Genomic DNA, 13,700 nt, shown 5'->3' with positions numbered 1-13,700 from the left:
AGGTTATTTTACATAATGAGAAAAATCATTGTAGGTTCCAGGACTAGCAAGTTGGCATTAACACAGACAAACTGGTTTATCGAACAATTGAAAGGTTTAGGGCTTCCGTTTGAATTTGAAGTAAAAAAAATCGTAACAAAAGGCGACAAAATATTAGACGTTACCCTCTCAAAGGTAGGCGGCAAAGGTCTTTTTGTTAAAGAAATTGAGCAGGCCATGCTAGATAAAGAAATTGATATGGCCGTTCATAGTATGAAGGATATGCCTGCTGTTTTACCTCCGGGCTTTACAATTGGTTGTATCCCTCTTCGTAAAGATCACCGCGATGCTTTTATTTCTAAGGGGCATATCAAATTAAAGGATTTACCCAAAGGTGCGGTAGTTGGAACGAGCAGTTTAAGAAGGGGTGCTCAGCTTCTTGCCTATCGTCCGGATTTAAATATTAAATGGATCCGTGGAAATATTGATACACGTTTAGCGAAGCTTGAGGATCCCGGGGAAGGTTTTGATGCGATCATCTTAGCTGCAGCTGGACTTATTCGAATGGGTTGGTCCGAAGACACAGTAACAGAGTTTATCGATGTTGATATTAGTGTTCCAGCAGTTGGACAAGGGGCACTAGCAATAGAATGCCGTGAAGATGATGCTGAATTGTTAGATCTTTTACATAAGCTTCAAGACGAAAATACAGCTAGGGCTGTTGAGGCTGAGCGGGTGTTCTTGAATAAAATGGAAGGCGGTTGTCAAGTACCGATCGCCGGCTTTGCTGAAGTGACGGCAGATAATCAGATTAAATTAATCGCACTTGTCGGCTCTCCAGATGGAAAAACGATTATAAAAGAAGAATTAGTAGGTACTGATGCAGTTACCCTTGGAGAAGAAGCAGCACGCCGTTTAATTGAAAAAGGCGCAAAGGCCATTATTGATCAAGTGAAAGAGGAGAATGAACTGTAATGCCGCAGGCAGGCAGCTACCTTCAGGGAAAGCGAATTTTAGTAACACGTGCGAAAGAACAAGCAGAATCCTTTTCTAAACAGATCGAGGAACAGGGGGGGATTGCGATTGAGATCCCCTTAATTAAAATACAATCTCCCAAAAATACCGATATCATTGAAAAAACGTTGCTGAAGATTCATACATACAGCTGGCTCGTATTAACGAGTATAAATGGTGTTCAATATTTTTTTGACTTTCTAGACACTTATAATATAACTTTTTCTGAAACTGACAGACCGAAAATAGCTGTTGTTGGCAAGAAAACGCTTCAGGCTTTGGAACAAAAAGGTTTTTTGGCAGACCTAGTGCCAGACGATTTTGTTGCTGAAGATTTATTTGAAAAGCTGATAGAAAGAGTGGATAAAAGCGATACTATTTTATTAGCTAGAGGAAATCTTGGAAGATCATTATTGCCTGAGAAGCTAGGCGAATTGGGGATTAAAGTTGATGATCTCATACTTTATGAAAATGTATTAAATATGGAGAAGCAGGCAGACCTAATTCATTTATTAGAAAGCCGTTCTGTGGATATCATTACATTTACGAGTTCAAGTACAGTAACAAACTTTGTAGAGCTTCTAAAAGAAACTACAGGCTGGCGGAAATGGCTCGAACATATCCAAATAGCTTGTATTGGACCAATTACAGAAAAAACTGCGATTGAGGCAGGTATTACTCCGCAAGTTGTGGCGACTGAATTTACTGTTGCGGGGTTATTAGATGCTATTATTGAAAGTATAGGCAGGAGGAATTAAGATGAATGAACTAAATTTCAAACGTCACCGCCGTTTACGGACCAATGAAAGAATACGTTCCATGGTTCGGGAAACTTATGTAAGAAAAGAAGATCTTATTTATCCTATTTTTGTTATTGAAGGATCGAATGTTAAAAACGAAGTTCCATCAATGCCCGGCGTTTTTCAGCTATCATTGGATCATCTTGATGAAGAAGTACAATCAGTTGTAGCTCTTGGCATCCCATCGGTTATTTTATTTGGCATTCCAGCTGAAAAAGATGATGTTGGAACAGGTGCCTACCACAATCATGGTATCGTGCAAGAAGCAACAAGACAAGTAAAAGAAAAGTTTCCAGAACTTATTGTGATTGCAGATACATGCCTATGTGAATTTACCGATCATGGTCATTGTGGTGTAATCGAAAATGGAGAAGTTCTTAATGACCCATCCTTGAAGCTTTTGGCAAAAACGGCCATAAGCCAGGCTAAAGCTGGAGCAGATATCATTGCACCATCCAATATGATGGACGGATTTGTAGCAGCTATTCGTAAGGGCTTAGATGAAGCAGGTTTTGATCATATTCCCATTATGTCATACGCAGTGAAATATGCTTCAGCATTTTATGGACCATTCCGTGATGCAGCTGGAAGCACACCACAATTTGGTGACCGTAAATCGTATCAAATGGACCCGGCCAATCGCTTGGAAGCATTACGTGAGGCACAGTCCGATATTGAAGAAGGGGCAGATTTCTTAATGGTTAAGCCGGCTCTGTCCTATTTAGATGTTATGCGTGAAGTGAAAGACCGTTTTAATGCACCGATGGTCGCTTATAATGTAAGTGGTGAATATGCCATGGTAAAAGCAGCAGCCTTGAATGGCTGGGTAGATGAGAAGAGAATTGTACTCGAATTGCTTACAAGTATGAAGCGTGCAGGAGCAGATCTTATTATTACATATTTTGCAAAAGATGTTGCAGCATGGTTAAACGAAGAGAAATAGGGGTGATCATATGAGAAGCTTTGAAAAATCAAAAGCAGCCTATAGTGAAGCTATACGCATAATGCCCGGCGGCGTTAACAGTCCTGTTCGAGCATTTAAATCGGTGAACATGGAACCAATTTTCATGGAACGTGGGAAAGGCTCCAAATTATATGATATTGATGGAAACGAATATATTGACTATGTCCTTTCATGGGGACCTTTAATTCTTGGCCATGCCCATGACGAGGTTATAGAGGCATTAAAAAAAGTGACTGAAAACGGTACTAGCTTTGGTGCTCCAACTGAGCTAGAGACAAAGGTAGCTCAGCTTGTCATTGAAAGAGTGCCTTCGATTGAAGTTATTCGTATGGTCAACTCCGGTACAGAGGCAACGATGAGTGCCCTTCGTTTAGCCCGTGGTTTTACAGGCCGAAATATCATTATGAAATTTGAAGGCTGCTACCATGGACACGGCGATTCTTTATTAATTAAAGCAGGATCAGGAGTGGCGACATTAGGACTTCCAGATAGCCCGGGAGTACCGGAATCGATTGCCAAAAATACAATTACTGTTCCTTATAATGACCTTGATAGTGTTCGTCATGCTTTTGAACAATATGGCAAAGATATCGCTGCTATCATTGTTGAACCAGTAGCTGGAAATATGGGCTTCGTTAAGCCGCTTCCAGGATTTTTAGAAGGATTAAGAGAGATCACGACTGAACATGGTGCGTTATTAATTTTTGATGAAGTAATGACTGGTTTCCGTGTTGGCTATCATTGTGCCCAAGGACATTTTGGTGTAACACCTGATTTAACAACTCTTGGTAAAGTGATCGGTGGCGGTCTGCCTGTCGGAGCATTCGGTGGCAAGGCTGAAATTATGAACAAAATCGCCCCGGCTGGCCCAATTTATCAAGCTGGTACATTATCAGGAAATCCGCTTGCAATGACAGCGGGTTATGAAACATTGTCCCGTTTAACTCCTGAAACCTATACGGAATTCGATAAAAAGGTTGACCGTTTATTAGAAGGATTAAAGCGTGCGGCTGAAAAATATGAGATACCACATCATTGTGACAGCGTTGGAGCTATGATGGGCTTCTTCTTCACAAATGAGAAGGTCGTTAATTTTGAAACAGCAAAAACTTCTAATTTGGATCTTTTTGCAAAATATTACCGTGAAATGATTGAACAAGGTGTCTTTTTACCACCATCTCAATTCGAAGCTTATTTCCTTTCTACAGCACATACGGATGAAGATATCGAAAAGACAATTGCAGCAGCAGAAGAGTCTTTTGCAAAGTTAAAATAAAGAGATGAACCTCCCCAATACAATAAAAGGGGAGGTTTTTTATCGAACAAAATTACAAACATTCGTTGACTTCTGAATTATATTTAAATATAATAAATTCAAAGTTGATATTAAGAAACCTAGTTTTATAATATAAAACAACGGAGGAGCACAAGTGCCAATCATCCAATCAGTGGACCGTGCATTAAAGATATTAGATTTATTTAATGAATATGAAACAGAATTAAAAATCACTGAGATTAGTGAAAAAATGAATCTCCACAAAAGCACAGTCCATTCTTTATTAAAAACATTACAAGCTCACAGGTACATAGAGCAAGATCAAGAAAGCGGGAAATATCGCTTAGGAATGAAGCTGTTCGAAAGAGGGAACTTGGTTGTACATACGATTGATATTGCAACCGTTGCCAAACCACATTTAAATACGATTTCAAAAGAAACACAGCAAACTGTTCATCTAGTAATTCTTGATGGAAAAGAAGGCGTTTACATTGATAAGGTCGAGGGAGTAACTACCAGTTCGCTTTATTCAAGAATTGGCCGAAGGATTCCTATCCATTGCAGCGCAGTTGGTAAAGCTTTAGTTGCCTATAAAGCATCAGGAGAACTTGATTCATTATTAGACGATTATGACTTCGAGAAAAGGACCGAATACACAATTACTGATAAAGAAGCCTATTTACGAGAGTTGGCAGAGGTTCGCGAGCAAGGATATGCACACGATAATCAAGAAAATGAACAAGGCGTCAATTGTGTAGCTATTCCTATTCAAAACTACGCTGGTGATGTTGTTGCCGCGATGAGTATTTCAAGTCCGGTAATGAGATATAATGACGAAGAAATGTCAAAGCATATTTCAATATTAAAAAGAGAAGCCGGAATAATATCAAAAAAGTTAGGGTATGGAATACATTAACCCTAAAATAATCATGATGCTAAAAGCCATTAGGCTTTTTCATATAGAATTATCAAAACTGGGTTTTATAATATAAAACAAATGGAGGTAAATATGAGAATTATACGATTTATACAGAAGGAAACACAAAAGCCATTACTTGCAGCAGTGACCGATCAAAATGAAATCTACACTCTTCCAGTCAGTAATGTTTTAGATATTGTTGAACATGCAAAACAAAATAAATCGAAGGTTATTGATTTAATTAATAATATTATTAAGGATTCATTGCCATACCCTGATAGTTTAGAAGAATTAGAACTTCTTACGCCGATTGAAGCACCTGAGGTTTGGGCATGCGGGGTAACCTATCAAAAAAGCAAAGAAGCCCGCAACTATGAAGCTACAAATGGTAAATTAGATGCGACAACTTTCTATGATAAGGTGTATGATGCCGAAAGACCAGAGTTGTTCCTGAAGTCTACGAAGGAACGGACGATTGCGCCAAATAAAGATCTTTATTTAAGAAGTGATTCTAACTGGCAAATCCCAGAACCAGAACTTGGGCTTGTCCTTACAGGTGATGGAGAGATTTTTGGTTACACTGTAGGTAATGATTTAAGCTGCCGTGATATTGAAGGAGAAAATCCACTATATTTACCACAAGCTAAAATATGGGCCCGTTCTTGTTCATTAGGTCCGGCAATTTTACTAACTGATGCTGTAGAGGACCCTTATAAATTTGAGATTATCTGTAGAATATATCGTGATGAGGAACTTTTATTTGAAGGAAGGGCAACTACGGGCCAATTACATCGCCGCTTGGATGAGCTTGTTAGCTTCTTAAAGCGAGACAATATTGTTTTCCCTGGAACAGTCCTATTAACAGGAACATGTATTGTACCGCCAAATGAATTTACATTAGCGGATGGAGATAAAATTGAAATTGAGATTTCAGGAATTGGCACATTAGTAAATGTCGTGAAAACACAGGTAGCAAAGGTTGCCCAATAAGTACATTTTAAAATAATAAACTAGGAGGATATAAAAATGGTATTAAAAACAGATGTTAAAATATTTTTAAATTATATAAATGGTGAATGGGTGGAATCAACAAATTCTGAAGTGGAAGCAAGTATTAGTCCTGCCAATCGTGATGAGATTGTTGGCTATATTCAAAAATCTTCGATTGAAGATCTTAATAAAGCGGTAGAGACAGCTAGTGTTGCCCAAAAATCATGGAGAAAGCTTTCAGGGGCAGAACGCGGAAGTTATCTTTATAAAGTGGCTGATATCCTAGAAGCTCGAATTGATGATATTGCAGAAACAATGACTCGTGAAATGGGTAAAACATTACCAGAGGCAAAAGGTGAGACTGCACGTGGGGTGGCAATTTTACGCTATTATGCCGGGGAAGGCATGAGAAAAGTTGGGGATGTGATTCCATCATCTGACGCAGGTGCATTGATGTTTACTTCACGTGTTCCTTTAGGGGTTGTAGGGGTAATTACACCGTGGAACTTCCCTGTAGCGATTCCAATTTGGAAAATAGCTCCTGCATTAGTTTATGGAAATGCTGTTGTACTAAAACCTGCTCAGGAAACAGCTGTTACGGCTGCAAAAGTTATCGAGTGCTTTGCAGACGCAAAATTTCCGAATGGGATCATTAACTTCGTAACCGGACGCGGCACTGTTATCGGTCAAGGACTTATTGACCATCCACAGGTTAATGGTATTACCTTTACCGGTTCTGATGAAGTAGGTAAGCAAGTAGGTTTAGGTGCATTATCTCGTGGTGCTAAATATCAGCTTGAAATGGGCGGTAAAAACCCGGTAATCGTGGCAGAAGATGCAGATTTAGATTTGGCTGTTGAAGCAACGATCAGCGGAGGACTTCGCTCAACTGGTCAAAAATGTACGGCAACAAGCCGTGTTATTGTTCATAAAGATGTCTATGAAACTTTTAAAGAAAAATTAGTGTCAAAAGTGAAAGAAATTAAAGTCGGAAACCCGTTAGAAGATGGAGTATGGATGGGTCCAAGTGCAAGTGAAAGTCAATTAAATACTGTTCTTTCTTATATTGAAAAAGGGAAGGAAGAAGGAGCAAAATTACTTGTTGGCGGCAATCGTATTGTAGACGGTGAATTAGCTAACGGATTTTATGTGGAGCCAACCGTATTTGATGAAGTCAAAAATGATATGACAATTGCTCAAGAAGAAATTTTCGGCCCAGTTCTTGCTTTAATTAAAGTGGATTCCATGGAGGAAGCTATCCAGGTTGCAAATGATGTGAAGTTCGGCTTAAGTGCATCATTGTTTACTACAAATATTCAAAAAATGCTAGACTTTATGAGCGATATGGATGCAGGTCTGGTCCGCATCAACGCTGAAAGTGCGGGGGTAGAATTACAAGCGCCATTTGGTGGTATGAAACAATCAAGCTCACATTCTAGAGAACAAGGGCAAGCTGCGATTGAATTCTTCACAGCAATCAAAACTATGTTTGTTAAAGGATCTTAATAATAACTTTATAGCGCTCTCCTATCTGGGGAGTTTTTTTAACAGAAAAATAAATTGAATTATCTGAAGAAACATGGTAGATTTGATGTACTGGTAGTACCAGAGTACCTATCTGGAAATAGTGTTTGTTATGGAGGAATACTATGAGATTATTAGACAAAGTAGCTCTTATAACTGGGGCTGGTTCAGGAATTGGAAAAGAAACAGCATTATTATTTGCGAAAGAAGGAGCAAAGGTAGTTGTTGCTGATATAAATGAAGTTGGCGGCAAAGAAACTGTTCATGAAATTGAGCAGCTAAATGGCAGCTCTATCTTTGTAAAAGTTGATGTAACAAATGAAGCTAGTGTTAATGAGATGGTAGAGACAATTCTTGAAAGCTATGGAACAATTGATGTTTTATTTAATAATGCAGGCATCAGCGGTGTTGGTCAACTGCACCTTATTAGCTTGGATACTTGGAAGAAGGTCCTTGATGTTAATGTAAATGGTGTATTTTTAGTTTCGAAAGCTGTCGTGCCGGTAATGATGAAGAATAAGAAAGGCTCTATCATTAATATGTCCTCTTGTATAGCGGAGATGGGCTTAGCGGACCGGGCATCCTATGCGGCAACTAAAGGGGCTATTTTATCATTAACGAAATCAATGCAGGTAGATTATGCTCCATATAATATTAGGGTAAATGCGTTAATGCCTGGTACAATTTACACTCCATTTGTCGAGGATTATCTATCAAGGGAAGCTGACCCAGAAGCGGCTATTTCCAATATCAAAAAGAGACAGTTAAGCGGTGACCTTGGGAAACCGATTGATGTGGCCTATGCAGCATTGTATTTAGCAAGTGATGAATCTAAGTTTATGATGGGAACTCCATTTATGATTGATGGTGGGGTAGTCAATGGAAAATCAAGTTAATAAATTAATATAATACTAAATAAACTATTAACTAGAAATATAAAATTTAAAAATGGAGGCTAGAGATTACTATGAAATTATTAACTTATAAAGAAGATGGCCAATTAAAATTAGGGATCAAGACGGACCTTGGTGTATTAAACGTTGAAAAGGCTGGCAATACATATAATCAGGAAGTTCCGAAGACGATTGAAGAGGTCATTAATAATAGTGAAAATGGGCTAAGTGTTTTGGATTCCCTAGTTAAAACTGCCTTGGAAGTGGAAAATAGCTCTTTGTTTTTGGAAGAGGAAAGCCTTACAATGGGTCCAGCAGTTCCAAATCCGGGAAAAATTATTTGCGTGGGGGTAAACTATAAGGAGCATGCAGAGGAATCAAATATGGCCTTACCTGAATACCCTTTACTGTTTAGTAAGTTTAACAATACTTTATCAGGACATAATCAGGTTGTTTATTTACCTAATGATTCGAACGAAAATGATTATGAAGCCGAACTTGTCCTTGTAATTGGGAAAGAGGCAAAAAATGTATCAAAAGAAAATGCTTTAGATTATGTGTTTGGCTATAGTAATGGCAATGACTTATCATCCCGTGACCTACAATTTCGTACTGTCCAATGGTTATTAGGTAAATCTCCTGATGGATTTTGTCCGGTTGGTCCATATGTAGTAACAAGTGATGAAGTTGGCGATCCACATAATTTACAAATTAAGTCGATTGTAAACGGTGAGGTGCGTCAAAATTCAAATACATCATTCATGATATTTAAATGTGATGAATTAGTTAGTTATATTTCAAACTATATGACATTAAACCCAGGGGATATTATTTTAACAGGTACTCCTGAAGGTGTTGCCCTTGGCTATCCAGAAGATGAAAGAGCGAATTACTACTTAAAAGATGGGGATGTAGTGACTGTTGAAATTGACAAGCTTGGGAAGCTGACAAACACATTAAAACAGGAAACTAAATAATGCAAAAAACAGGCTATGTTAAAATCGCATTTTAACATAGCCTGTTTTGTTAATTCAGTTGATCATATAGTTTTTTGGCATTAATAAAGTTGCTTTCAATGGCTTGTCTTACTTTATCAAGGTCATGCTCTTTCATCGCTTTAATTAGCTTTGTCCGCCATTCGATACTATTTTTTTTCGCACCCGGAATATTTAGGATTTTAACCATGGAATCATGGCGAAGATGGACGATCGTTTGCATGAGCTTCCGATAAATATTATTCGTGCTGCAAAAGCCTAGGTGCAAATCAAATTCATCCAGCAGTTGTTGAAACTCTATCTCGTATTTTCCTTTGCTAAGTTCCTTTAGAGTGCCTATAATTTGCTCTAGTTTAGTTAGATCTTCTTCAGTTATGTGCTGCGCGGCCTCTAAATAGACCTCAGATTCAATTAATTTCCTGGCAGCATAGATCTCATCAAGATTACTAATTTCATTGTGATACATCCACAAAATGGTCTCAGCCGGAATTGACGCTTCCCTTTCGCTTACAAAACTTCCCTCGCCAGGCTTTATTGTAATAAGGCCAATAAGAGCAAGTGCCCGCAATGATTCTCTTACCCTGCCTCTATTAACCCCAAACTGCTCAGCTAAAAGACGTTCATTTGGTAATTTATCACCCGGCTTCAATGCATTTGAAGTAATCCACGAAGCCATTTGCTCCATAACCTGTTCCGTTACCGTTACTCGCTTAATAGGATTTATTTTCAAAAAGAATCACCACCTTTACCATCAACCCTGTTTTAACTTTTAAATGAAATTGGTACTACCATAATACCACAGCTAAGGTGTAAAATATATATAATAAAATGAAATATTTGTTAACAAATCAATAAAACCAGTTTAGTTAAAAACCAAATTTATTTTATCAAAAAATATGATAAAAAAATATTATTAAAAAAATAAGAAAATTTGTTGAAAACAGAAAAATAACATGATATGATTTTTTTGTACTGGTACTACCAGAGAACCTGAATAGCAACAGAGGTATTGAAAGCGCTTCATGTCAAACAGAAGTTTTCTAGTAGAACAAAGGGGTTATTTAATAAATTTTTTTAAGTTTGCAATACTACCGTATTAATGGTACTACCACACTACTATAAAACCAATAATTCATAGTTTTATAGTTTATTACATAGGGAGGAGGAACAGTATGAGTCTAAATGAGTATCCAACAATCATTATGAAACCAACTGACAGTGTAGCAGTTGCTTTAAAGGAAATTCCGTCACGGGTAGAGGTAACGGTGAACATTTCCGACGAGATTTCAAAAACGATTACGATGAAAGAAACAATCTCCTTTGGTCATAAATTTGCAGTACATGCCATTAAAAAAGGAGAGGACATTTTAAAGTATGGGGAAGTAATTGGTAGGGCGGTACGAGATATTGAGGAAGGCGAACATGTACATGTTCATAATTTAGAAGGTACGAGAGGAAGAGGTGACAAGATTGCTAACGAATAGTGAAGGTAAATTTTTAGGATATCGACGTAAGGATGGAAAAGTTGGTGTAAGAAATCACGTTTTGATCTTGCCGACAATTACATGTGCTACGCAAACGGCACAAAGAATTACTGATTTAGTTCACGGAACTGTATCATTTGTTCACCAACATGGATGTGCGCAAGTCGGTGTAGATTACGAGCAAACTTTTAGAACTTATGTCGGTATGGGGAAAAATCCAAATGTGTATGGTGTTCTTGTAATTGGTTTAGGATGCGAAACACATCAGGCAAGAAGTGTAGCAGGAGAGATTGCTAAGTCAGGGAAGCGTGTGGAAGTGCTATCTATTCAAGAACACGGTGGCACATTAACTTCAATCGCGGAAGGAGCAAAGAAAGCAGCTCAGCTCGTTCAAGAAGCATCAGCCCAGATGAGAGAATGGTGTGACTTTAGTGAATTAATTATCGGAACTGAATGTGGCGGCTCAGATGCTTGTTCAGGACTATCTGCGAATCCAGCTGTTGGGGCTGTCAGTGATATGATCGTTGAAAGAGGCGGTACATCTATTTTAGCAGAAACGACTGAATTAATTGGGGCGGAACACTTACTTGCCAATCGTGCAGCAAATGACAAAGTAAGAAAACGTGTTTACGAGGTTATTCAGGCTATGGAAAATCGCTCCATTCTAATGGGCGTAGATATTCGAACTGGTAACCCAAGCCCAGGGAATATTGCGGGAGGGTTAAGTTCCTTGGAAGAAAAATCATTAGGTGCTGCCAATAAGGCAGGAAAAAGTGAATTAAAAGAGCTTATTGATTATGCTGAGGAACCAACAGAAAAAGGCTTAGTTTGGATGGACACACCAGGGCATGATATCGAGCAACTAACAGGTATGGTTGCCGGTGGTGCACAGATAGTTCTGTTTACAAGTGGAAGGGGCACACCAACTGGATCACCAATTGCACCTGTCATTAAGATTGCTACAAACACTATGATGTTTGATAGAATGCAAGAAAACATGGATTTAAACGCTGGAACAATCATCGAAGGCAAAGAAACTGTACAAGATGTAGGCCGAAGGATTTTCGATGAAATCGCTTTAGTAAGTTCAGGGAAGCTCACTAAAGCTGAAATTCTAAAACAACATGACTTTGGTATTTGGAGAATTGGCCCTACATTTTAATGTAGGGTATTCTCTAAAAAGTTGTTGAAAGCGTTATCCATTTTTTTATAAAAATTTTAAAAGAAAAGGGGTTATGCAATGAAAAAGTTTTCAAAGTGGTTGAATGTTTTTCTTGTTGTGATGTTAGTAGGTATGATGGCAGCATGTTCTTCCAATTCTAAAGAAACGTCTTCGGCTGAAAAAATAGGGGGTGCTGAGGGCACCAAGGATGAAAAGGTGGTTATCAATATCGCCTATGGAAATCAACCTGGCGAGCCAATTGACCAGCTTGCTAACAAATGGAAGGAACTAGCTGCAGAAAAAAGTGGGGGGAAAATTGAATTGAAGCTTTACCCAAGCTCACAGCTAGGCTCTGAAAAGGATGTTGTAGAGCAGGCAACAATGGGTAACAATGTAATCGTTATGGCTGGATATGACTTCTTAATGGACTATGTTCCAGATGCAGGCATTTTGACAGCCCCATATATAACTGACAGTGTTGATGATTTATTATACTTAACAACTACTGATTGGTTTAAAGAATTAAATACAAGCTTAAATGAAAAAGGCCTTGATATTGTTGTGACTAAAACAGTATATGGTGAGCGTCATCTATTAACGAATGATCCAGTATTAAAACCTGAGGATTTAAAAGGGATGAAAATTCGTGTTCCAAACAATCAAATGTCAATTGCAACATTTGAAGCATTAGGAGCAACACCAACACCTACTCCACTTGGTGACTTATATACATCCCTTCAACAAGGCTTAATTGATGGGGCAGAAAATCCACTACCGGTTCTTGCGGGAGTAAAGGCACAAGAGGTTTCAAAGCATCTTGCATTAACTGGCCATCAAAAGTTTATTACTTCTTGGGTTGGTGGTGCTAAATTCATTCAATCCTTACCTGAAGATGTAGTTCAAATTCTACGTGAAACTGGTAATGAGGCAGCGGATTTTGCTAGAGGTGTACTTGAAGAACAAAATGAACAAGTATTAGCTGATTTCCAATCTCAAGGCGTTGAAGTGCATGAAGTAGATATTGCTCCATTTAAAGATAAGGTTAAACCGGTTTATGAGGCGTTCCCAAATTGGACTCCTGGTTTATATGATAGAATTCAAGAATTGGTTGCAAGCCAAAAATAAAAAAAGGCTAGGAAACGCTGCGAAAAACGGGCTTTTAGCTCGTTTTTTGTATTCAGTGTTAGGTTCTTTGAATTCACATCACAGATTTGTTTTTCAATATGGAGGTGCACTATGTTAAAAAAATGGTTTTATCCACTTGATGATGTTTTTTCTGTTATAGCTCTCTCAGGGGTCCTCTTTTTTACCATTATAAATGTAATTTTTCGCTTTGTTTTACACAGCCCAATAGGCTGGGCAGAAGAGGTTACGCTTGGATTATTTATTTGGATGGTTTTCATTGGAATTAGCTCGGCAATGAAACGTGGCGGACACGTTGGGGTAGACTATTTCATGCTGATGATGCCAAAACCGATCCGCAATGTATTTAACGTTATAGGAGCTATTGCCATTTATTTTGTATTAATCTATGTTTTCATTTATTTAGGAATGGATTTAACTTCTCAGGCCGCAGTTAAGATTACGCCTGTTTTGGGATTGAGTTATCAATATATTGATATTGCTGTTCCTGTCGGTGGGTTTTTAACCGCTATCCATTATACAGTCAATTTGATTCACTCGTTCAAATCTGACAATGG

The 13,700-nt window shown here is 38.2% G+C and carries 14 protein-coding genes; 13 read left to right on the top strand and 1 reads right to left on the bottom strand.

The genetic code is table 11. The features are described 5' to 3' along the window. Positions 1–15 precede the first annotated feature (15 nt). The 9 genes from hemC to P9E47_RS08625 all read left to right on the top strand — a co-directional run bounded on the left by hemC (position 16) and on the right by P9E47_RS08625 (position 9,336). Positions 16–954, top strand: coding sequence for a hydroxymethylbilane synthase (gene hemC / locus P9E47_RS08665; RefSeq protein ID WP_326163170.1), 939 nt, complete (start codon positions 16–18; stop codon positions 952–954). Beyond that, positions 954–1,751, top strand: coding sequence for a uroporphyrinogen-III synthase (locus tag P9E47_RS08660; protein WP_003329299.1), 798 nt, complete (start codon positions 954–956; stop codon positions 1,749–1,751). Before hemC ends, P9E47_RS08660 begins: the two co-directional genes overlap by 1 nt. Position 1,752: 1 nt before the next feature. Continuing rightward, the gene (gene hemB / locus P9E47_RS08655; protein ID WP_003329300.1) at positions 1,753–2,736 is read left to right on the top strand and encodes a porphobilinogen synthase; all 984 of its coding nucleotides are present in this window, start codon (positions 1,753–1,755) and stop codon (positions 2,734–2,736) included. A 10-nt stretch (positions 2,737–2,746) separates the two neighbouring features. Further along, positions 2,747–4,033, top strand: a complete 1,287-nt coding sequence (gene hemL, locus P9E47_RS08650) for a glutamate-1-semialdehyde 2,1-aminomutase (RefSeq protein WP_003329301.1) — start codon at positions 2,747–2,749, stop codon at positions 4,031–4,033. 154 nt (positions 4,034–4,187) lie between these two features. Beyond that, positions 4,188–4,949: an IclR family transcriptional regulator gene (locus P9E47_RS08645; RefSeq protein WP_326163168.1), complete on the top strand. Its 762-nt coding sequence runs from the start codon at positions 4,188–4,190 to the stop codon at positions 4,947–4,949. Between the two features lie 93 nt (positions 4,950–5,042). After that, a complete protein-coding gene (locus tag P9E47_RS08640; RefSeq protein ID WP_003329304.1) occupies positions 5,043–5,942 on the top strand; it encodes a fumarylacetoacetate hydrolase family protein in 900 nt (299 codons plus the stop codon). A 36-nt stretch (positions 5,943–5,978) separates the two neighbouring features. Further along, the gene (gucD, locus tag P9E47_RS08635; RefSeq protein WP_326163166.1) at positions 5,979–7,448 is read left to right on the top strand and encodes an alpha-ketoglutaric semialdehyde dehydrogenase GucD; all 1,470 of its coding nucleotides are present in this window, start codon (positions 5,979–5,981) and stop codon (positions 7,446–7,448) included. Positions 7,449–7,591: 143 nt separating this feature from the next. After that, on the top strand, positions 7,592–8,362 hold the full coding sequence (locus P9E47_RS08630) for an SDR family NAD(P)-dependent oxidoreductase (protein ID WP_003329306.1): 771 nt from the start codon (positions 7,592–7,594) through the stop codon (positions 8,360–8,362). A 71-nt stretch (positions 8,363–8,433) separates the two neighbouring features. After that, positions 8,434–9,336: a fumarylacetoacetate hydrolase family protein gene (locus tag P9E47_RS08625; protein ID WP_003329307.1), complete on the top strand. Its 903-nt coding sequence runs from the start codon at positions 8,434–8,436 to the stop codon at positions 9,334–9,336. 49 nt (positions 9,337–9,385) lie between these two features. Here the strand turns inward: P9E47_RS08625 and P9E47_RS08620 are convergent, their stop codons facing one another. After that, positions 9,386–10,084: a FadR/GntR family transcriptional regulator gene (locus P9E47_RS08620; RefSeq protein WP_003329308.1), complete on the bottom strand. Its 699-nt coding sequence runs from the start codon at positions 10,082–10,084 to the stop codon at positions 9,386–9,388. A 442-nt stretch (positions 10,085–10,526) separates the two neighbouring features. Between P9E47_RS08620 and P9E47_RS08615 the strand changes: the two genes are divergently transcribed. The 4 genes from P9E47_RS08615 to P9E47_RS08600 all read left to right on the top strand — a co-directional run. Continuing rightward, the gene (locus P9E47_RS08615) at positions 10,527–10,838 is read left to right on the top strand and encodes a UxaA family hydrolase (RefSeq protein ID WP_326163163.1); all 312 of its coding nucleotides are present in this window, start codon (positions 10,527–10,529) and stop codon (positions 10,836–10,838) included. Continuing rightward, on the top strand, positions 10,825–12,000 hold the full coding sequence (locus P9E47_RS08610) for a UxaA family hydrolase (protein WP_003329310.1): 1,176 nt from the start codon (positions 10,825–10,827) through the stop codon (positions 11,998–12,000). Before P9E47_RS08615 ends, P9E47_RS08610 begins: the two co-directional genes overlap by 14 nt. 78 nt (positions 12,001–12,078) lie before the next feature. After that, positions 12,079–13,125: a C4-dicarboxylate TRAP transporter substrate-binding protein gene (locus P9E47_RS08605; RefSeq protein WP_003329311.1), complete on the top strand. Its 1,047-nt coding sequence runs from the start codon at positions 12,079–12,081 to the stop codon at positions 13,123–13,125. A gap of 111 nt (positions 13,126–13,236) precedes the next feature. Further along, on the top strand, positions 13,237–13,700 hold a 464-nt coding region (locus P9E47_RS08600; RefSeq protein WP_326163162.1), incomplete at its 3' end, for a TRAP transporter small permease.

The organism is Schinkia azotoformans (genome assembly GCF_035811335.1).
GTDB classification, from domain to species: Bacteria; Bacillota; Bacilli; order Bacillales; family Bacillaceae_J; genus Schinkia; species Schinkia azotoformans.
This window is presented reverse-complemented; position numbering and strand designations above follow the sequence as displayed.

Excerpts from the sequence above, each read along its gene's own strand:
- hemL (WP_003329301.1), top strand. The coding sequence starts at position 2,747 with ATGAGAAGCTTTGAAAAATCAAAAGCAGCCTATAGTGAAGCTATACGC.
- P9E47_RS08660 (WP_003329299.1), top strand. The coding sequence starts at position 954 with ATGCCGCAGGCAGGCAGCTACCTTCAGGGAAAGCGAATTTTAGTAACA.
- P9E47_RS08625 (WP_003329307.1), top strand. The coding sequence starts at position 8,434 with ATGAAATTATTAACTTATAAAGAAGATGGCCAATTAAAATTAGGGATC.
- P9E47_RS08640 (WP_003329304.1), top strand. The coding sequence starts at position 5,043 with ATGAGAATTATACGATTTATACAGAAGGAAACACAAAAGCCATTACTT.
- gucD (WP_326163166.1), top strand. The coding sequence starts at position 5,979 with ATGGTATTAAAAACAGATGTTAAAATATTTTTAAATTATATAAATGGT.
- hemC (WP_326163170.1), top strand. The coding sequence starts at position 16 with ATGAGAAAAATCATTGTAGGTTCCAGGACTAGCAAGTTGGCATTAACA.
- P9E47_RS08605 (WP_003329311.1), top strand. The coding sequence starts at position 12,079 with ATGAAAAAGTTTTCAAAGTGGTTGAATGTTTTTCTTGTTGTGATGTTA.
- P9E47_RS08615 (WP_326163163.1), top strand. The coding sequence starts at position 10,527 with ATGAGTCTAAATGAGTATCCAACAATCATTATGAAACCAACTGACAGT.
- hemB (WP_003329300.1), top strand. The coding sequence starts at position 1,753 with ATGAATGAACTAAATTTCAAACGTCACCGCCGTTTACGGACCAATGAA.
- P9E47_RS08630 (WP_003329306.1), top strand. The coding sequence starts at position 7,592 with ATGAGATTATTAGACAAAGTAGCTCTTATAACTGGGGCTGGTTCAGGA.